The sequence below is a fragment of the Enterovibrio nigricans DSM 22720 genome (genome assembly GCF_900167155.1).
GTDB lineage: Bacteria > Pseudomonadota > Gammaproteobacteria > Enterobacterales > Vibrionaceae > Enterovibrio > Enterovibrio nigricans.
On the sequence record NZ_FUXU01000037.1, the window covers coordinates 1 to 18,100 of the forward strand.

Annotated in this window: 14 protein-coding genes and 3 pseudogenes; 15 read left to right on the forward strand and 2 right to left on the reverse strand. The window is 46.6% G+C overall.

Translation table 11 applies throughout. The features are described 5' to 3' along the window. Positions 1–243: pseudogene (locus B5D35_RS13570) on the forward strand (IS5/IS1182 family transposase); the annotation flags it as partial. A gap of 13 nt (positions 244–256) precedes the next feature. Here B5D35_RS13570 and B5D35_RS13575 read toward each other — a convergent pair. Beyond that, a complete protein-coding gene (locus B5D35_RS13575; protein WP_244556604.1) occupies positions 257–718 on the reverse strand; it encodes a LysR family transcriptional regulator in 462 nt (153 codons plus the stop codon). Between the two features lie 48 nt (positions 719–766). Continuing rightward, positions 767–3,157 carry a nitric oxide reductase activation protein NorD gene (locus tag B5D35_RS13580; RefSeq protein WP_078753101.1) on the reverse strand — a complete coding sequence of 797 codons (2,391 nt, stop codon included), beginning with the start codon at positions 3,155–3,157 and terminating at the stop codon, positions 767–769. Positions 3,158–3,586: 429 nt separating this feature from the next. On the opposite strand from B5D35_RS13580, the pseudogene tkt reads away from it, so the two are divergent. The 14 genes and pseudogenes from tkt to B5D35_RS13650 all read left to right on the forward strand — a co-directional run bounded on the left by tkt (position 3,587) and on the right by B5D35_RS13650 (position 18,093). Continuing rightward, a pseudogene (gene tkt / locus B5D35_RS13585) lies at positions 3,587–5,662 on the forward strand (transketolase). 443 nt (positions 5,663–6,105) lie between these two features. Then, positions 6,106–7,932 (forward strand): NAD(P)H-dependent oxidoreductase subunit E, encoded by a 1,827-nt coding sequence (locus B5D35_RS13590; protein ID WP_078753102.1) that lies wholly within the window; start codon positions 6,106–6,108, stop codon positions 7,930–7,932. A gap of 2 nt (positions 7,933–7,934) precedes the next feature. Further along, positions 7,935–8,639 carry a 2Fe-2S iron-sulfur cluster-binding protein gene (locus B5D35_RS13595; protein WP_078753103.1) on the forward strand — a complete coding sequence of 235 codons (705 nt, stop codon included), beginning with the start codon at positions 7,935–7,937 and terminating at the stop codon, positions 8,637–8,639. A 152-nt stretch (positions 8,640–8,791) separates the two neighbouring features. Then, positions 8,792–9,267 (forward strand): annotated as a pseudogene (locus B5D35_RS13600) (NADH-quinone oxidoreductase subunit B family protein). Positions 9,268–9,280: 13 nt separating this feature from the next. After that, on the forward strand, positions 9,281–10,747 hold the full coding sequence (locus B5D35_RS13605) for a Ni/Fe hydrogenase subunit alpha (RefSeq protein WP_078753104.1): 1,467 nt from the start codon (positions 9,281–9,283) through the stop codon (positions 10,745–10,747). Next, positions 10,731–11,300 (forward strand): hydrogenase maturation protease, encoded by a 570-nt coding sequence (locus B5D35_RS13610; protein ID WP_078753105.1) that lies wholly within the window; start codon positions 10,731–10,733, stop codon positions 11,298–11,300. Before B5D35_RS13605 ends, B5D35_RS13610 begins: the two co-directional genes overlap by 17 nt. Then, the gene (locus B5D35_RS13615; protein ID WP_078753106.1) at positions 11,297–11,800 is read left to right on the forward strand and encodes a Crp/Fnr family transcriptional regulator; all 504 of its coding nucleotides are present in this window, start codon (positions 11,297–11,299) and stop codon (positions 11,798–11,800) included. Before B5D35_RS13610 ends, B5D35_RS13615 begins: the two co-directional genes overlap by 4 nt. 343 nt (positions 11,801–12,143) lie before the next feature. Beyond that, the gene (gene hypA / locus B5D35_RS13620) at positions 12,144–12,485 is read left to right on the forward strand and encodes a hydrogenase maturation nickel metallochaperone HypA (RefSeq protein WP_078753107.1); all 342 of its coding nucleotides are present in this window, start codon (positions 12,144–12,146) and stop codon (positions 12,483–12,485) included. Continuing rightward, positions 12,485–13,381 carry a hydrogenase nickel incorporation protein HypB gene (gene hypB, locus B5D35_RS13625; protein ID WP_078753108.1) on the forward strand — a complete coding sequence of 299 codons (897 nt, stop codon included), beginning with the start codon at positions 12,485–12,487 and terminating at the stop codon, positions 13,379–13,381. The genes hypA and hypB overlap by 1 nt, the downstream gene beginning before the upstream one ends. Before the next feature lie 21 nt (positions 13,382–13,402). After that, entirely contained in the window at positions 13,403–14,863 is a 1,461-nt protein-coding gene (locus B5D35_RS13630) for a sigma-54-dependent transcriptional regulator (RefSeq protein WP_078753109.1), read from the forward strand. A gap of 11 nt (positions 14,864–14,874) precedes the next feature. Further along, positions 14,875–15,189 carry a HypC/HybG/HupF family hydrogenase formation chaperone gene (locus B5D35_RS13635; RefSeq protein WP_078753110.1) on the forward strand — a complete coding sequence of 105 codons (315 nt, stop codon included), beginning with the start codon at positions 14,875–14,877 and terminating at the stop codon, positions 15,187–15,189. Further along, positions 15,173–16,360: a hydrogenase formation protein HypD gene (gene hypD / locus B5D35_RS13640; protein ID WP_078753111.1), complete on the forward strand. Its 1,188-nt coding sequence runs from the start codon at positions 15,173–15,175 to the stop codon at positions 16,358–16,360. The genes B5D35_RS13635 and hypD overlap by 17 nt, the downstream gene beginning before the upstream one ends. A gap of 14 nt (positions 16,361–16,374) precedes the next feature. Next, positions 16,375–17,439, forward strand: a complete 1,065-nt coding sequence (gene hypE, locus B5D35_RS13645) for a hydrogenase expression/formation protein HypE (RefSeq protein ID WP_078753112.1) — start codon at positions 16,375–16,377, stop codon at positions 17,437–17,439. 60 nt (positions 17,440–17,499) lie between these two features. Further along, positions 17,500–18,093: a HupE/UreJ family protein gene (locus tag B5D35_RS13650; protein ID WP_078753113.1), complete on the forward strand. Its 594-nt coding sequence runs from the start codon at positions 17,500–17,502 to the stop codon at positions 18,091–18,093. Positions 18,094–18,100 lie beyond the last annotated feature (7 nt).

Sequence of the window (18,100 nt, forward strand, 5' to 3'; positions counted from 1 at the left end):
CACCCTCGCAATTTAGCAGTAGGTTGTCAAAAGCTCTACGGCTCCAACAAGAAGTGGAAAAAGCGGTATGGCTATCACAAGCGCTCACTATCAGAGACAGCAATGTACCGAGTAAAACAGCTGCTAGGTGGGAAATTAAGCCTAAGAAATTACAATGCTCAGGTTGGCGAGACTTACGCTATGATCAAAGCGCTGAACAAGCTTACAGGACTGGGTATGCCTGAAACTCAGTATATTGCTTAAGAACCGAACAACTTTAGGCTGCCATGTCTTCCAACCGAATTAAGCAACAAAGCCGGTTGAACTTTAGGTCTTTGAGTAGCTTTTCTCTATTCGTCACGTTTAGACGAATCGTGATTTCCGGATGTTGCTGAGAGAAAGCAGCGAGAAGATTGGCGGCAAAGTAGTTCGCAGTACTCGCAACAGTGATGCTAAGTTTTCCGTTTGACAACGATTTCATATTAGCAAATGCGTCTTCAGCATCTCTTAATTGCTGAGAGATGCGCTCACAATAACCGAGCAACTCTTCTCCGGCACTCGTAAGGAAAAGTGATTTACCGAGTTGTTCAAAAAGCGGCAGACCAATATTGTCTTCCAATTGTTTTATTTGCATTGAGACAGCAGGTTGTGTGAGGTGAAGTTCTTCGGCTGCCCTTGTGTAACTGGAGTGGGTAGCGACAGCTTGGAAAATATTCGGCTGTCTTAACGTCAAATGCATCGGGTGTCCTTAACCAAATTCGAGATGCACGCGTATCAAATAACACGCTCAGTGAGCACCTCTAGTTAGAGAAGCAAAAAGTGAAGGCAAAACTTCCGGCAGTTGCTCAACACAGTCCAACACCGAAAAGTGTCCTTGGCCAAATAACTGAGACACGTAAGCGTCGGCATCCGGGTCAATGGTTAAACAAAACGGAATAATGCCTTCAATATTGAGTTCATCGACGGCTTTTTTCGTATCGGCATGAAGATACTGAGGGTCGCGCACATCAATATCCGCAGGGGCGCCGTCACTTATCATCAACAGTAGCTTTTTCCGATGAGGTTGTTGAGACAAAAATGTTTTTGCATGTCGCAACGCCGATCCCATTCGTGTTGATAGGCCTGCATTTAAACCGAGTAAACGTGCTTTAGCATTGTCATCATAATCATCATTAAAATCTTTCACACGTTGATATTGGACGTCACTTCTGCCATTCGATGAAAATCCATGAATAGCAAAAGGGTCTCCAATTTCATTCACCGCACCTGCCAGTATAGCTGTCGCTTCCTTCGCGATGTCCAAAATGGTCAAATCGTCTTCTCGTCCAGACACTGTTTCCAAAGTTGATTGCGAACAATCGAGGAGAACAAGCACGGATAAGCTACGATCTTGTCGAATCAATCGTTGATCGATGTTCATGTCAGGCAGGGAACCCCGACGAATTTCTTTGATGGCTTCAATAGCAGCATCAAGATCTAAGCTGTCTCCTTCGTACTGTTTTCTTAGGCGAATGAGCCCTTTGGGTTGGAGAGCTTCGATCATCATACGGAGTTTTCTTAAAAGAGATTTTCGCTTGGCTAGCAGTGAATCCATGTCTTGATTGGTGGATTTTGTTACCGATCGTTCAGTTAGGGTTACCCAGTTTGGTTTGTAACTGTTGGCGGTGTAATCCCATTCTGAATAATAGAAGGGGGCAGAGACGTGATGCTGACCTTCAAGTGCATTCAAACTGACATTTTCAGGGTCACCATCTCGGAAGAATTCAGATTCTAATCGCCAGATTTCCTGAGCATCCTCGTCAGCAAGTTCGCAGTCTATTTCATTCACCATTTCCATCACGTTGACGGTACGTTGAACTTGTTCAGTCATGGTTAATTGCCATTCATCAAACGCCTCAGACTCATCTATCCACATGAATTCATTGTCATCTCTATAGGTAAAGATATCTGTTATTTTAAGTGTTACGGTGTCACCAATATTGAAATTATTTTGAATGTTGTCGGCTAACCAACGGCCCAATGCTTCAACAGATTGTTTTTGTTCAAGCGATTGCGGTTTTTTAACCAGTTCTTTAAATCGCTTCTGACATTCAACAATGATTGGGTTATCTGTGCAGGGTGCGTTTAACGATAGAAGTGTTATCGCAATCTTTTGTAAAAAGCAGTCGAATGATGAAGACGCGAGCTTTCCTTGATTTGATAGCAAGGAAAGCCAAAGCGGTTTTAGCCCCGCAAAATCAGTAATCGCCAAATGTTCAATACGGGCATCTTCAATGATTTCGACGCAAAATCGCTGCAATTTTGTGAAATCTGCAGGATATCGCCGATGACCAAGCTTCAACTGTGCTGCACAGTGAGCGGCAGCCGCGCGATAGCATGCTTTTGCATCAATGGATTGGTGATGATCAAGTGCATCTGGCAGATAAATGGTCATTCCTTTTACTGTTGAGCACTGCGTAATACCTTGTTTACCTGTGTCTTCTTGCTCACCGTGCGAGAGGGTTAATTTAGGTCGAATGAAGAAATCCTGGTCCCATATGGCTCTCAAATAAAATTGAAGGTGCCGTTGAACATCAATAAGTAGCACGCCGGGACGCTGATGCTGAAAAATGCTCTGGCTTTCAGTGGAAGAAAGAGAGAAGTAACTATTTAGTGCGGATAAATTGTGAGCGTGTGTTTTAGCACCAATGAAGGCCCAATAGCGAAGTCCCAAAATGGGTAGAGAATGAAGGTAAAAAGCTGATTTCATAAAGAAAAAGTGTAAGCATCTTGGAGCTGTTGATGCCAAAAATGCGACGGTATCAAGATATATTTTTAGCGATTCTAAAGAGCGCAATCGTTCTGCCACCGAAGGGAGTATATTTAAAAATTGGCAAAGTCGTTCGGTACCAATCCATTCAGACAAGCACTGTATACTGTCAATGATTGATGACGTTACCTGATCGCCAATGTGTTTATGGACCGCCGGAATAGTTAAAATAAACGCAGACAGCAATTGGTCTGAACGCTTGCCTTTTAAATACTCTGAAATATAAAACAGATAGGCATCTAATTCGTCGCCTTTGAGTAATAATTCTGACTCTATAAGCCCAACACTCAACACATGTTTTAACTCTTCACTTCTCAAAGCAACTTGCTGTTCTATTCTTTTTCGTTGGGCTTTCTGTTTCGCATCCATATCGAGCCTCACTCTCAAGCACTGTTTATCGCGAAATTGATGGTAACTAACCGAAATTTAAAGATTATATTGAATTAGTTGCTCTTGGATTAGGTGGCTTTATTTTTATATTCTCAGCAAGTAACAAGAAGTGCAATTGGGATTTCTTATGCTAACTATAAATTAAATAACATATATAGCTAAGGAAGGAATTAGCGTTAAATGTATATGCAACTAATCTGCCATGGTTTGGGCTGAGAGGTTAACTACCAAATTGCAGGTATAAGATCTTTTTATTTTAAATTAAATCGTTCTTATTGGTGATTAGAACGGTAAGTGATTATTTTGAATGTATCATTTTTATTTTCATAACAGATTTATGTGTGTTTTATCTACGCATATGAACGTGTTTTATGATGGTTTTTAAAAGGATATTCAAACATGAATGAAATGACAGACGACATTCAGGATTTCACAAAGCTTGATGGAAATATTCACTACAACCTATCTTCAACTGATATCCATGAGGACTGCGCTAATGCTCTTCGGATGCTTGCTGTCGATATGGTGGAAAATGCAAACTCTGGGCATCCAGGTGCACCGATGGGAATGGCAGACATCGCGACGGTTTTGTGACGAGAGTTCCTTAAACACAACCCCTCGAACCCTGACTGGAGCAATCGAGACCGGTTTATTCTTTCCAATGGTCATGCTTCGTGTTTACTTTATAGCTTGTTAAACCTGACTGGCTACGACGTTTCAATTGAAGATTTAAAGCTATTTCGACAATTAGGCAGCAAAACACCAGGCCATCCAGAATTTGGTGTGACGCCCGGTGTTGAAACGACCACAGGCCCGCTGGGTCAGGGGTTGGCGAATGCAGTGGGTATGGCATTGGCGGAAAAGACACTAGCAGCTCAATTCAATATGCCCGGTTTAAACATCATTGATCACTATACCTATGTGTTTTTTGGGGATGGTTGTCTAATGGAAGGTATTTCGCATGAGGTATGCTCTCTTGCAGGCACCCTCAAGTTGTCTAAGCTCATCGCATTCTACGACGACAATGGCATCTCTATTGACGGTGATGTTGAAGGCTGGCTAACGGATGATACGCCTCAGCGTTTTCGTTCTTACGGTTGGCATGTGATTGAACAGGTCGATGGTCATGACCATCGTGCAATTCGGGATGCGATTCTTAATGCACAAGCAATAGAAGATAAACCGACATTAATTTGCTGTAAAACCGTCATAGGGAAGGGTGCACCTACCAAAGCGGGAACACATGGTATTCATGGTGCCCCATTGGGGAAAGACGAAGTTCAAGGGACAAGGAAAGCGCTTGGTTGGGTTCACGATCCTTTTGAAATCCCCTTAAAAATCAAAACCTATTGGGATGAAAAAGAGCAGGGTTTTTTAAGAGAAAACCTCTGGAACACCACATTTGATAGCTATGCTGAAAAACACCCTGAACTCGCGGCCGAATTTCTCCGCCGAATGCAGAAACAACTTCCGCCGTCATGGAAGACACACGCCGATCATCTTGTCACAGAATCTGCACTGGGCGCGCAGAGTATCGCCACACGTCAAGCTTCTCAACAAGCACTGAATGATCTTGGGCCAAAGTTGCCGGAACTGATAGGCGGTTCGGCGGATTTAAGCCCTTCAAACAATACGTTTTGGCGAGGCGCCATTGATAATTCGCCGTCATCTCCAGGAGGAAACTACATACGCTTTGGTGTGCGGGAATTTGGTATGGGAGCCATCGCCAACGGGTTAGCGCTTCATGGTGGTTTTATCCCTTATTGCGCCACATTTCTTGTTTTTTCTGACTATATGAGAAATGCCATTCGGATTGCGGCATTGTCAAAAATCCACAATGTATTCGTATTTACGCATGATTCGATTGGGCTCGGGGAAGATGGGCCTACCCACCAGCCAATTGAGCATTTAGCCAGTTTTAGAGCCATGCCTAACGTGAAAGTATGGCGCCCCTGCGATACGGTAGAAACGACTGTCGCGTGGAAACAAGCGATAGAAGACGACTCTGGGCTGCACATTCTCGTGTTTTCTCGACAAACCTTGCCCTATCAACTTCGTCGCGCAGACCAATTGCCCTTGATTGAACGGGGCGGATATATTCTTAAAGAGCATGAGGGTAGTTTGAATGATAAGCCCGATATCATACTTATCGCCACAGGGTCAGAAATAGAACTTGCTGTTGAAGCTGCCACATTACTAAACAGGAAATCCATCCGTGCACGTGTGGTTTCTCTGGTTTGTAGTGATGCATTTGATGGGCAATCAGACCAATACAGAGAAAGCGTTTTGCCTTCTCAGATTACTCGTCGTATCTCTATCGAAGCGGGTTCTACACTCGGCTGGCATAAATATGTAGGGACCAATGGCGTCGCATTAGGTATTGATACTTTTGGTGAGTCTGCACCTGCCGAGCAGCTATATTCCCACTTTGGTTTGACGGTAGATAACATCGTCAATCACGCCGAAAACTTAGTGAACAGTTAGATACCAATTATTCCTCAGAAATTCTCATAAAGGGATGTGAAAAAGCTATCAGGCTTTTTCACATCCCTTTATTGATTTCATTTGTCACACGCTATTGCACAGTTCGTATCCAAATGTTCACACGCAGCATTTTCAGAGGAAATTAGGTTCGCCCCGCGTTTAATTGGAAACGTATTAACCACCAAGTGAATGAATTGGAAACTCTCTAGCAGTGTTGACACCCTACATTTTCTGTCAATGACGCTAAAGTATTGATATATCGCATGTTACACACCAAGCTAAACGTGGCATTAACATTGCAATTACATTAATCAAAAGACCAAAAGATAACGAAAGCCCACTCATGTCTTGAATTGGGTAGGTGTAGCTTTGCCCAAAATCCGCTCACGCTGACGTTGTATACCTTACGAACAGCATCAGGAAGAAGCAGAAAGGAGTAAGCAATGAGCAAAAACGTAGAAGCGACACTCTCTCGGTATCTGTATCGCCGTGAACGGCTGATAGATATGCTGATAGCGATACAGGAAACCGAAGGATACATATCAGATTCATTTGTCACCATGCTTGCATCAGGGCTGAATATGTCTCCGCTTGATGTAAGAGAAACACTGTCTTTTTATCACTTCCTACACGATTCCCCCTCGGGCAAACATACGATCTATTTGGCGGATACTGTTATCGCAAGGATGAAAGGCTACGACGACGTCAAACTTGCGTTAGAAGAGTCGGTTGGTTGCCAGTTTGGTGAAGTCACTGAGGATGGGCTGATAGGGCTGTATGATACCCAGTGTATCGGATTGTCAGATCAGGAACCTGCGATGTTGGTCGACGGTATTCCGTTTACTCATTTAACCCCCGAAAAAGTGAGAACACTGATCGCGGCATTTAAATCCGGCGTTCATCCAAAAGCACTCGTCAATCCAAATGGGTATGCCGAGGATTCAAGGGATTACATTGAATCATTGGTAGATTCAAACATCCGTCAGCCTGGGCCAATATTCTTCGGTGAACCCGTCAATATCGATCAAATAATACGTGACGCCGTCACTTTATTACCTATGGAAGTGATTGATGCTACCAGCACGTCAAAATTACGTGGGCGAGGCGGGGCGGGCTTCTCGTCGGGGCTTAAATGGCGACTGTGTCATGATGCCCCGGGGGATACCAAGTATGTTATCTGCAATGCCGATGAGGGTGAGCCGGGTACGTTTAAAGATCGCGTGATATTGACCCAAAGCCCAGAGCAGGTATTCGCCGGTATGATCATCGCGGGCCATGCGATTGGCGCAAGAGAAGGTATTCTCTACCTTCGCTACGAATACCGGTATTTGGTGCATTACCTTGAGTCGACGTTGGCATCCATGAGAGTGCGTGGGCTGCTTGGCGCCAGCGTTGGCGGGAATCCTGACTTCCACTTCGATATCAGGATCCAATTGGGGGCAGGCGCATACATATGTGGTGACGAATCCGCATTGATAGAGTCATGTGAAGGCAAACGCGGCACGCCACGCGTAAAACCACCGTTTCCCGTCCATCAAGGGTTTAAAGGATGCCCAACGGCCGTTAACAATGTCGAGACCTTAGCAAATGTCACGCGGATACTTGAGCAAGGCGCTCGCTGGTATGAAGCAATGGAAACAACTGAATCTGCAGGAACACGTTTGATCAGCGTGTCCGGTGACGTTGATAGACCCGGCATTTACGAAATTGAGTGGGGTATTAGCCTCACGGATGTGCTTGAACTTGTTGGTGCGCAGAATCCCAGAGTTGCACAAATTAGCGGCCTTTCGGGTGAATGTGTTTCCGCGGCGAGAGAAGGTAACCGAACCTTTTCTTATAAAGATCTTTCCTGTAACGGCTCTTTGATGGTGTTCAACTATGAGCGCAATCTATTGGAAATCGTCAGGCATTTTATTCACTTCTTTGTGGAAGAGTCCTGTGGGATATGTACGCCGTGCAGGGCAGGCAACGTCGAACTTTATAACAAAGTGTCACTCATCATCGAAGGGCGTGCCGTCGAGCAGGATCTTGATGAGATCTTTGCTTGGGCAAAAATCATTCGGGGTGCAAGTCGATGTGGCCTTGGAACGACCTCTCCAAAACCTATTCTCACGTCTATGAACGCTTTCCCAGAAGAGTACAAGCAAAAGCTAGTTGAGCAACAAGGGTCATTGCTTGCTTCTTTTGATCTTAATGCGGCTCTTCATGATTTTACCGCCGCAACGGAATACTTTCAGAGCGTAGACACTGTCGACATTTCGGAGGTATAGAAATGAGCATTACCTTGATGATTGATGGAAAGGAAGTCACGGCAAAAGAAAACCAAATGCTGGTGGATGTGGCGGCAGACAACGGCGTGTATATCCCCACATTGTGTTATCAGCGAGGCAAGCCTTGTTTGGGTACGTGTCGGGTTTGTACCTGCAAAGTTAATGGGAACAATGCAGCTTCCTGCACCGTGCCAGTATCTGAAGGTATGGTGGTGGAAGTCAATGAACCTGAAACCAAAGACATCCGTAAAGCACTCGTTGAAATGCTGTTTGTTGAAGGTAAACACAACTGTCCAAGCTGTGAAAAAAGTGGACGTTGTGATCTACAGGCCGTCGGGTATGAGACTGGCATGATGGTTTCGCGTTTTCCCTATCGTTTTCCAGTTACAGAAACGGACTTTCGCTCAGAGAAAATTTGGCTTGAAAGAGACCGATGCATTTTCTGTCAACGGTGTGTCGAGTTCGTGAAAGACCGAGAAACGGGCAAGAAGATTTTCAGTATTAACGGCAGAGGATCCACGGCACGAATAGAGATTGACGTTGTGCTCGCCGATAAAATGAGCGACGAGCAGGTAACTGAAGCCATGGAACTCTGTCCGGTTGGTTGCATTTTAAAGAAAGCAGTTGGTTTCGATGCGCCGATCGGTAGACGTAAATTTGAGATTCAATCGGTTCGAGATCGTGCAACAAGGAGTGACAACAAATGAGTATGGAATCCACGGACTGTAAACGCATTTTTTCCCACGAACTACCCTGTACACCTCTGGATCGTGAAACAGAACAGTTGCGCGAAGGAAAGATCAAGGTAGCCATGATCGGGCTATGCGGCTGTTGGGGCTGTACATTGTCGTTTCTGGATATGGACGAACGAATCCTTGGCTTGTTGGATAAAGTGAACATTACACGTTCATCAATCACTGACTTAAAACGCATACCCGAACGCTGCGTCATCGGTTTTATCGAAGGTGGCGTGGCAAACGATGAGAACATCGAGACACTTGAACACTTCCGTGAAAACTGCGACATCCTGATTTCTGTCGGTGCGTGCGCTGTTTGGGGGGAGTACCAGCCATGAGAAATCAGGTTCCGTTAATCGAATGTCTTGATGAAGCCTATATCTCCTCACCCACGCGCGTTGAAGGGTCAGAAAACGTGATCCCTCATGTTGATGTGCCAAAAATTACGTCCAAAGTTTATCCCGCTCATGAGGTTGTCAAAATGGATTACTTCATTCCGGGGTGCCCACCAGATGGCGATGCGATATTCAAAGTGTTGGATGACTTGGTGAATGGACGCGACGTGGATTTACCCACCGCAGTGAATCGTTACGACTAAAGGGAGAAGAGTCATGAGCAAGACATTAGTCATTGATCCAGTCACGCGGATTGAAGGGCATGGCAAAGTCACGCTACAGCTAGATGACAATAATGAGGTCACTGACGCAAGACTTCAGGTTGTCGAATTTCGCGGATTCGAGCGATTCATTCAGGGGCACCCGTATTGGGAAGCACCTATGCTGCTGCAACGTATATGTGGCATTTGTTTTGTCAGTCACCACCTGTGCGGTGCAAAAGCACTGGATGATATGGTCGGCGTCGGACTGAAAGACGGCATTCCAATGCTTCCAACACCCGAAAAGATTCGTCGCTTGGGCCATTACGCACAACAACTGCAATCTCATGTCACCGCGTATTTCTACCTGATTGCGCCAGAAATGGTTTTTGGTATCGAGTCAGCACCAGAAAAACGCAATGTATTGGGGTTGGCCGAGGCAAATCCAGAACTGGTAAAGCGCGTGATTCAACTGCGTAAATGGGGGCAGGAACTGATTGTTTCTGTGCTCGGTAAGCGCATGCACGGCATCAGTTCGATACCTGGGGGGGTGAATAGCAATCTCAGCATTCAGGAAAGGGACAAATTCCTTAACGGGAATGAGGACCTTCTTTCTATCGATGCAGTGATTGATTACGCGCAAGATGCGTTGAATTTGTTTTATCAATATCACGAAGAGCACCGAGAGGAAATTGATCGCTTCGGTGTGGTGAAGGCTCTCGATATGTGCCTTGTCGACGAGAATGGCGATGTCGATTACTACCACGGCAAGATACGCGTAGTGGATGAAAACAAACAAGTGGTGTTGGAAATAGACTATCACGATTATCTGGAGCACTTTGCTGAAGCCACAGAGTCATGGAGCTACATGAAATTCCCATACCTAAAAGCATTGGGAAGAGAAGCTGGCTCTGTGCGCGTAGGCCCACTCGCTCGACTCAACGTCACGCGGCGTTACCACACGCCGTTGGCACAGAAAGCCCTAGAGCGATTCCACGCGTATACCGAAGGCAAATCCAACAACATGACGCTGCATACCAATTGGGCCCGAGCGATTGAAATTCTTCATTCGGCAGAATTGATAAAAGATCTGTTGAACGATCCAGATTTGCAGGGAGAGAACTTGATTATTACACCCGCCAAAGGTGCATGGACCGGCGAAGGAGTCGGTGTGGTTGAGGCGCCTCGTGGCACGCTACTTCACCATTACCGTGCTGACGAAACGGGCAACATGACGTTCGCGAATCTCATTGTTTCAACCACACAGAATAACAAAGTCATCAATCGGACAGTGCAATCGGTGGCGCAGGATTGGATCTCCGGGAAACCGGAAATCACAGAAGGCATGATGAATGCAATCGAAGTGGGCATCAGAGCGTATGACCCGTGTTTAAGTTGCGCGACACATGCGATGGGGCAAATGCCCTTACAGATCTCGCTTCTCGATACAGAAGGACATCTTATTGATGAAAAATTCAGATAAACCACTTCAGCTGCATGATTTTGATTTGATCTATGGCATTGGAAATGTCGGCAGAGAAGATGATGGTTTGGGCTGGGCATTTATTGATGCGATCGAAGCCAACGCTATCTCTGAAACGCAATATCATGGTGAAACCACGCTGATTCGTCATTATCAATTGTTCTTTGAAGACGTTGATTTGATTCGTCGCCACAAGCGCGTGTTATTTGTTGACGCCACCAAGTCAGTGACAACGTCACAGTATAAAATGGAACGCGTCCTTCCCAAGCTGGACGACAGCTTCACCTCGCATGCGATTTCAGTACAGTCGATCGTCGCTATGTGCCATCAATGTTATCAGGTGTTTCCTGATGTCTGGCTATTGACCATAAGAGGGACAAGCTGGGAACTGTCTCTGGGGTTAACGGACGAGGCAAACAAAAATCTCTGCCAAGCATTGGAAATGGTCAACGCTCTTGGCGTTTTCGACACCACCAAAGGTCTGATTGAATCCGCCAATACGGTTAATACTCATGCGAAAAGTCATCGTGAAAGCATAAGGATAACGACATGAATAAACCCACCGAAACAAATGTAGCGCGACTGATTCTGGATGCGCCAATAGGGCAGTACATTGGTGAGTCTGGCGCAACGATCTTGGCCCAACAAGCCGCGACGGAGACATCCTTAGACGATGGCGAATTTCTTTACAGAACGGGAGATGCCGCAAATAGCTTCTACATCGTCACTTCTGGTCGTTTAGCGTTTTGTCGTGAAAACAAATCCAGCGGAAAGATAAACCTTCTTCATACCCTGCATCAGGGGGATTTGATTGGGGAATTGAGCTTTATCGACGGAGAGCCCAGAAGCATCTCCGTGCAGGCACTTGGCAATGCAACTGTGCTGTGTTTCAACCGGGAAGACATAGACCCACTGATCACAACACACCCTAAGTTAGTCTTTGATTTTATGCGTGCCGTTGTAAAGCGCGTTCACCACACGGTGACGGCGATTGGGCAACAGCAAGCAGAACTCGCGGACTACATAGCAACAGGAGGTAAAGGTCGATACTGATTGATAAGAAACTCATTTTGTACACTGCAACACCCACAAGAATAAACACGTACATGTGTTAATCCCATCTTTCCGGTTTTCCCCTCTAAGAGTCATCGACGAGGGGATTTTTTTGCGCACAAGCCTGGTTAGAGAGTTTCCAGCTCTTGAGAATAATGGAAAGTAGCCTTTCGGTGGCGGGGCGCGTCGTTGCATTTTCGTTTATACTTATTTTAATTATGGTTAATTGAGAGCCCCGTCGTTATTAGGGTTGGCTGTTTATTTTGCAGAACGCTTTCGCTTGGCACGCTCCATGCTGTGTCTTCTAGAGGAAGCGTCACGACACGAGCAAGGGAGTTGTTACATGCACGAGTTATCAATCTGCGAGAGCATCGTAAACACATTGAAGTCGCAAGCTGAAGCCCATCAGTTTTCGCGTGTACTGGTGCTGCAATTAGACATCGGACAGTTTGCCGGTGTGGAAATTGAAAGTCTGCGTTTTTGCTTTCCCGTGGTTGCCTTGGGAACCCTTGCTGAAGAAGCGGAACTGAAAATCAATCTGGTGCCTGGACGCGGTTGGTGTGAAACCTGCCAGCGTCTGACGGATATGCAAGCCCGTTATTCGTCTTGTGACCTTTGTGGAAGTAGCGGGCTGACGCTTTCAACTGGCGGAGAAATGCGAATAGCGGAAGTGGAGGTTGAATAATGTGTACAGTCTGTGGCTGCAGTGATAACAACGCCGAAAATAACCATAGTCACCCTCACGATCATAGTTACCACCACGATAAAGGTCATGATCATCACCACTACGGAAAAGGACCCGCGGGGGCGCACGCTCCAGGATTAAGCCAGTCAAGGATGGTCAGTATTGAGCAAAACATACTGGCCAAGAATGACATCTACGCCACAGAGAACCGCGATCAATTCATTGAAAATGGCCAGTTGGTACTGAATCTGGTTTCCAGCCCTGGCTCAGGGAAAACCACACTGTTAGTGAAAACGCTGGAACTGTTGAAAGCCAATCAAACCCTAGCGGTTATCGAAGGCGATCAACAGACCACTAACGATGCAGAGCGTATCCGCGCAACAGGTGTACCTGCGATTCAGGTGAACACAGGAAAAGGATGCCACCTTGATGCGCATATGGTTAGCCATGCTGCCCACGACCTTAAGTTAAAACCACGCTGTTTGCTGTTTGTCGAAAATGTCGGGAACCTAGTTTGCCCTGCGGCGTTCGACCTCGGCGAGTATTGCAAGGTCGCGATCCTTTCCGTGACTGAGGGTGAAGACAAGCCGTTGAAATACCCCGATATGTTTGCTGCTTCGCAGTTGGTGATCCTCAATAAAATTGACTTACTGCCTTACGTCTCTTTTGATTTAGCGGTGTGCAAAGACAACATATTGAAGGTTAATCCTCTCGCTACCATCATTGAGCTCTCAGCAACATCCGAGCAAGGTTTGGTGGTTTGGCTGGATTGGCTGCGGGAGCAAAAAGAACGTGTTTTGGCGCAGCAGAAAGAGAGGTTATTAAATCAGATACAGGCAATAGAGAGCGAGATTTCGAAAGGTTCAGAAAACACCGATCCACGTAGAACCACGTAGTTGTTAAAAAGTGGGGAAGTAATGCAAAGTTCGCGATTACCCATTGTACTGGTTGTCGATGATGAGCCTATGTCATTGCAGGCGCTACGCCGCATATTGGAAGATGAATTTTCGGTTCTGACTGCGGATAACGTTGCCGATGCAGAAAAGGTGCTGTCAGAAATTCCGGTGCAAGTGGTGGTTTCAGATCAACGGATGCCAGATATCAGCGGCACTGATTTTCTTACTCAAGTCCGCAATCAATGGCCTGATGTCATTCGAATTATTATCTCGGCCTATACCGACCCAGCCGATCTGATCAAAGGGATTAACGAGGCGGGAATTTATAACTTTATTCCCAAACCTTGGCAGCCTGAACACCTTATTCTCACGCTCAAAAATGCGGTTCGTCTTCATCGCTTACAGCGAGAAAATGCGCTGCTGAATGTCGAATTAAAACTGACCGCCACGCAGTGGGATGAAAAACTGAAACAATCGCGCGATGAACTTAAACATCGTCACCACTTCGACAACATAACCAGCGCCGAAAACAGTCCAATGAAAGCAATTTGTGCGCAAGTTGCCCGCATCGCACCGTTCGATATTCCTGTATTGGTAACCGGAGAATCAGGAACGGGTAAAGAATTGATAACCCGAGCGATTCATTACAGCAGCCACCGGGCTGACAAACCGTTTGTGACAGAGAATTGTGGCGCAATGCCAGTTCAGTTGCTCGAAAGCGAATTATTCGGTCACACACGCGGCGCATTTACAGGAGCGACGACGGAGCGAACGGGCTTGTTAGAGCAAGCTGATGGCGGAACCGTTTTTCTGGATGAAATAGGCGATACATCGCTTGAGTTTCAAGTGAAATTACTGCGCTTTCTGCAAGAAGGGGAAATACGCCCTCTAGGGAGCAATCGAAGTCGTCATGTCAATGTGCGCGTTATTTTTGCCACTAATCGTCATCTTGAGGACGAAGTACGGGCAGGCCGTTTTCGAGAAGATCTTTACTATCGACTCGCTGCCGTTCCGATCCATATTCCGCCTCTTAGAGAGCGCCCTATGGACATTTCGGTCATCGCTAACTGGATTTTGCAAAATCACATCATTGCCTATGACAAACCTGTCGATGGATTTACCGATGAAGCCCTTGAATGTATGTCGGCCTACCATTGGCCGGGAAATGTCAGGGAATTGGAAAACGAAGTACGCCGTATGTTGGTGATGACAGACTCTGTACAACTGGGTGCGGATTTACTGTCGTCTAAGGTGTTGAAAGTCGCCTGTGGCGATGTACAACAAACCAACATGCCTCTGCTGGACGAAGGCAGTCTTAAAGACCGCGTAGAGGTACTTGAGGCGCGGATCCTTAAAGAAACATTAATCCGACATAAATGGAATAAGAGCAAAGCGGCGCTGGAGCTTGGGTTATCACGTGTAGGTTTGAGAGCAAAACTCGAACGCTATGGACTTGAGCAGAACAAGTTGAGCAATCAATAAGGAGATACCCAATGTGCCTCGGGATTCCCGGACAAATTATGCGCATTGACGATGAGGCAAATTGTATCGCCATCGTTGAAATTTCAGGTGTTCGTCGGCCGGTAAATATTGCCTGTGTGTTGAATGGAGAGCGACCTGACGATTGTATTGGTGAGTGGGTATTGGTGCATGTCGGTTTTGCCATGAGCAGAATCGACGCCCTAGAAGCCGAAAAAACACTCGCGTTACTTGTAGAAATCGGTGAGTTACAGGAGGAATTGGATGCCATGGCGCATTCATCACATCACGATGATAAGGAGGAACGCAGCGATGAAATACGTAGATGAATTTCGCAACCCAGAAGTCGTACAAGGTCTTTTGGATGCAATAAATGCCAAGCTAGATGTGATTGATCAAAAACGCGTTTCTTTAACAGGGCAAGCTATGCGCCCGTTGCAGCTTATGGAGTTTTGCGGTGGGCATACGCACACCTTGTTTAAATACGGCATTGAAAGCCTCCTGTCAGACAGGATTGAAATGATTCATGGCCCAGGTTGTCCAGTATGCGTATTACCCATGGGGCGAGTAGACGATTGTATTGATATCGCAGAAAACCCAGATGTGATTTTCACAACGTTTGGCGATGCCATGCGCGTACCGGGAAGTAAAGGCAGCTTATTGGATGCAAAAGCCCGCGGCTGTGACATTCGATTGGTTTATTCGCCACTAGATGCACTTCATTTAGCGCGAAAATATCCAGAGAAAGAGGTGGTATTTTTTGCTCTAGGCTTTGAAACCACGATGCCAAGTACCGCGCTAACCGTCTTGCAGGCAGAAAAAGAAGGGCTACAAAACTTTTCTCTGTTTTGTAATCACATTACGACAGCCCCCACAATTGATGCCATATTAAACGAACCGGATCTTAACCTTGATGGCTTTCTCGCGCCGGGACATGTCAGCATGGTCATCGGCTTAACACCCTTTGAATTCATCGCACAAGACTATGGTAAGCTCATCGTAATAACCGGTTTTGAGCCGCTCGATATTCTCCAATCCATACTGATGTTGGTCTCACAAATCGCCGATGAACGTTGCGAGGTCGAAAACCAGTATCGCCGAGTCGTTGATAATGCGGGAAATGATCCCGGTCTGGATGCCATGACAACGGTTTATGACACCTATCCCGTGACGGAGTTGCGTGGGTTTGGCGAAATTGGGGATGCCGGTGTGCGATTGCGTCCAGAATATGCCGCATGGGATGCCGAGCAGAAATTCATTGTTACTCACCATAATACTCATGAGCCTGAAGCCTGCCAATGTGGCGAAGTGTTGAAAGGCCTAATCAAGCCTTGGCAATGCAAAATGTACAGTGAGTCTTGTACACCGCAAGCACCACTTGGTGCGCTGATGGTTTCTTCTGAAGGCGCATGTTCTGCCTATTACAACCACGGTTTTCGCCAGCCTTCCAACGATGAGGGACGAATTGCCGTGGTTGATACAACCTCAACCCCGAATTAAACAGGGAAGCAGTTATGGCATTACAACAGCAACTACTGCAAGCAGAAGAGATTGAACGCATCACGCTTTCCCATGGTAGTGGAGGAATCGCTATGCGTGAACTGGTCGAAAGGGAGATCGTTTCGGCGTTTCACAATCCCCATCTTGCTCCTCTTGAAGATCAGGCCCGACTACCTCTGAGTACATTTAGCCAATTTGGCGATCGGTTAGCCATGACCACTGACTCCTTTGTTGTAGACCCGCTTGAGTTTCCCGGCGGAGATATCGGCACGTTGGCCGTAAACGGCACAGTGAACGATCTCGCCATGTGTGGCGCGAAACCCTTGTTTCTGACTTGCGGCCTTATTTTGGAAGAAGGTCTACCACTTGATATCTTGCGCCGTATTCTTGCAAGCATGAGAAAAGCCGCGGATGAAGCGGGCGTCACCATTGTGTCTGGCGACACAAAAGTCGTTCACAAAGGTGCGGCAGATAAGCTGTTTATCAACACATCAGGCGTAGGTGCCATTCCCTACCAAACCAATATCTGCGCCAGTGCGGCGAAGCCCGGCGACCTTGTGATTGTGAATGGCTGGGTGGGCGATCATGGTGCCACCGTGATGGCGTCGCGTGACGATTTATTGCTAGAGGCTCAACTGCAATCTGATTGCAGGTCACTCTATCAAGAGGTCAGTGCGCTGTTGGCAGCAACCTCGGTTCACTGCTTGCGTGATGCAACGAGAGGCGGTGTTGCAACAGTATTAAACGAATTTGCTGAGAGCAGCAGTGTCCGGATCGTTCTGGATCAATCAGCTATTCCTGTACGAGAAGAGGTACGAGGCGTTTGTGAGTTATTGGGGTTGGATCCACTTTATCTTGCGAATGAAGGAAAATTCATCGCAATTATTCCCGCGCTGAACGCAGAACAAGCCATTGAGGCCATACGTCAGTTTCCCGGTGCAGAACAGGCGTGTGTGGTAGGGCGTGTTGAGGCAACGACGGCAATACGGCCCAGAGCGGGCGTTTCAATGAAAACGGCGTTTGGCGGTGAACGGATGATTGACATGTTGACAGGCGATCAACTGCCTCGAATTTGTTGAACGAAATTAACGTATCGATATTGGCAGCCGTACGGCTGATAGAAAATAGGAAGGATCAAGATGAAACGTAATGGATTTCAAGCGGCAACACTCCTGATGGCGTTATTGCCTTTAACAGCATCAGCACATACAGGGCATGAAGTGAATGGCTTCGTGGCAGGCTTACTTCATCCTTTAACTGGAGCCGACCACTTGATCGCATTGGTTGCTGTCGGGTTATGGGCTGTTATGGTAAGTCGTCAAGGCTTCCAGCGGGCAAGCTCGCTGATTCCTGTGGCCTTTTTAGCCGTGATGGCATTGGGTGCATTCATCGCGCTTGCAGGATTAAAGATGCCACTGATGGAAACTGGGATAGCGATGTCTGTTATTTTTCTTGGGCTACTGCTGGTGGCAGGAAAGCATCATTATTCCCGATTATCTTTCCTATTAGCCGGTGTGTTCGCGTTAGTTCATGGTATCGCACATGGCGTAGAAATGCCTTATGCAGCATCCTTTGGGGGCTATTTTGCGGGTTTTTTGATGGCATCCGGCGCGTTGATCTTCAGCGGCAGTTTGGCAGCAAAGATGTGTCACTATTTCAAGGTTGAACGCCTGATCATGCCGTTAACGGGGGGAGCGATTGCCCTCACCGGAATGTATTCACTGGCGATATAAAACACGG

What these genes read in the sequence shown, in the direction of transcription:
- hypB (WP_078753108.1), top strand. Translation starts at nt 12,485, where the DNA reads ATGTGTACAGTCTGTGGCTGCAGTGATAACAACGCCGAAAATAACCAT.
- B5D35_RS13590 (WP_078753102.1), top strand. Translation starts at nt 6,106, where the DNA reads ATGAGCAAAAACGTAGAAGCGACACTCTCTCGGTATCTGTATCGCCGT.
- B5D35_RS13650 (WP_078753113.1), top strand. Translation starts at nt 17,500, where the DNA reads ATGAAACGTAATGGATTTCAAGCGGCAACACTCCTGATGGCGTTATTG.
- B5D35_RS13580 (WP_078753101.1), bottom strand. Translation starts at nt 3,157, where the DNA reads ATGGATGCGAAACAGAAAGCCCAACGAAAAAGAATAGAACAGCAAGTT.
- hypD (WP_078753111.1), top strand. Translation starts at nt 15,173, where the DNA reads ATGAAATACGTAGATGAATTTCGCAACCCAGAAGTCGTACAAGGTCTT.
- hypE (WP_078753112.1), top strand. Translation starts at nt 16,375, where the DNA reads ATGGCATTACAACAGCAACTACTGCAAGCAGAAGAGATTGAACGCATC.
- B5D35_RS13615 (WP_078753106.1), top strand. Translation starts at nt 11,297, where the DNA reads ATGAATAAACCCACCGAAACAAATGTAGCGCGACTGATTCTGGATGCG.
- B5D35_RS13575 (WP_244556604.1), bottom strand. Translation starts at nt 718, where the DNA reads ATGCATTTGACGTTAAGACAGCCGAATATTTTCCAAGCTGTCGCTACC.
- B5D35_RS13610 (WP_078753105.1), top strand. Translation starts at nt 10,731, where the DNA reads ATGAAAAATTCAGATAAACCACTTCAGCTGCATGATTTTGATTTGATC.
- B5D35_RS13595 (WP_078753103.1), top strand. Translation starts at nt 7,935, where the DNA reads ATGAGCATTACCTTGATGATTGATGGAAAGGAAGTCACGGCAAAAGAA.
- hypA (WP_078753107.1), top strand. Translation starts at nt 12,144, where the DNA reads ATGCACGAGTTATCAATCTGCGAGAGCATCGTAAACACATTGAAGTCG.
- B5D35_RS13630 (WP_078753109.1), top strand. Translation starts at nt 13,403, where the DNA reads ATGCAAAGTTCGCGATTACCCATTGTACTGGTTGTCGATGATGAGCCT.
- B5D35_RS13635 (WP_078753110.1), top strand. Translation starts at nt 14,875, where the DNA reads ATGTGCCTCGGGATTCCCGGACAAATTATGCGCATTGACGATGAGGCA.
- B5D35_RS13605 (WP_078753104.1), top strand. Translation starts at nt 9,281, where the DNA reads ATGAGCAAGACATTAGTCATTGATCCAGTCACGCGGATTGAAGGGCAT.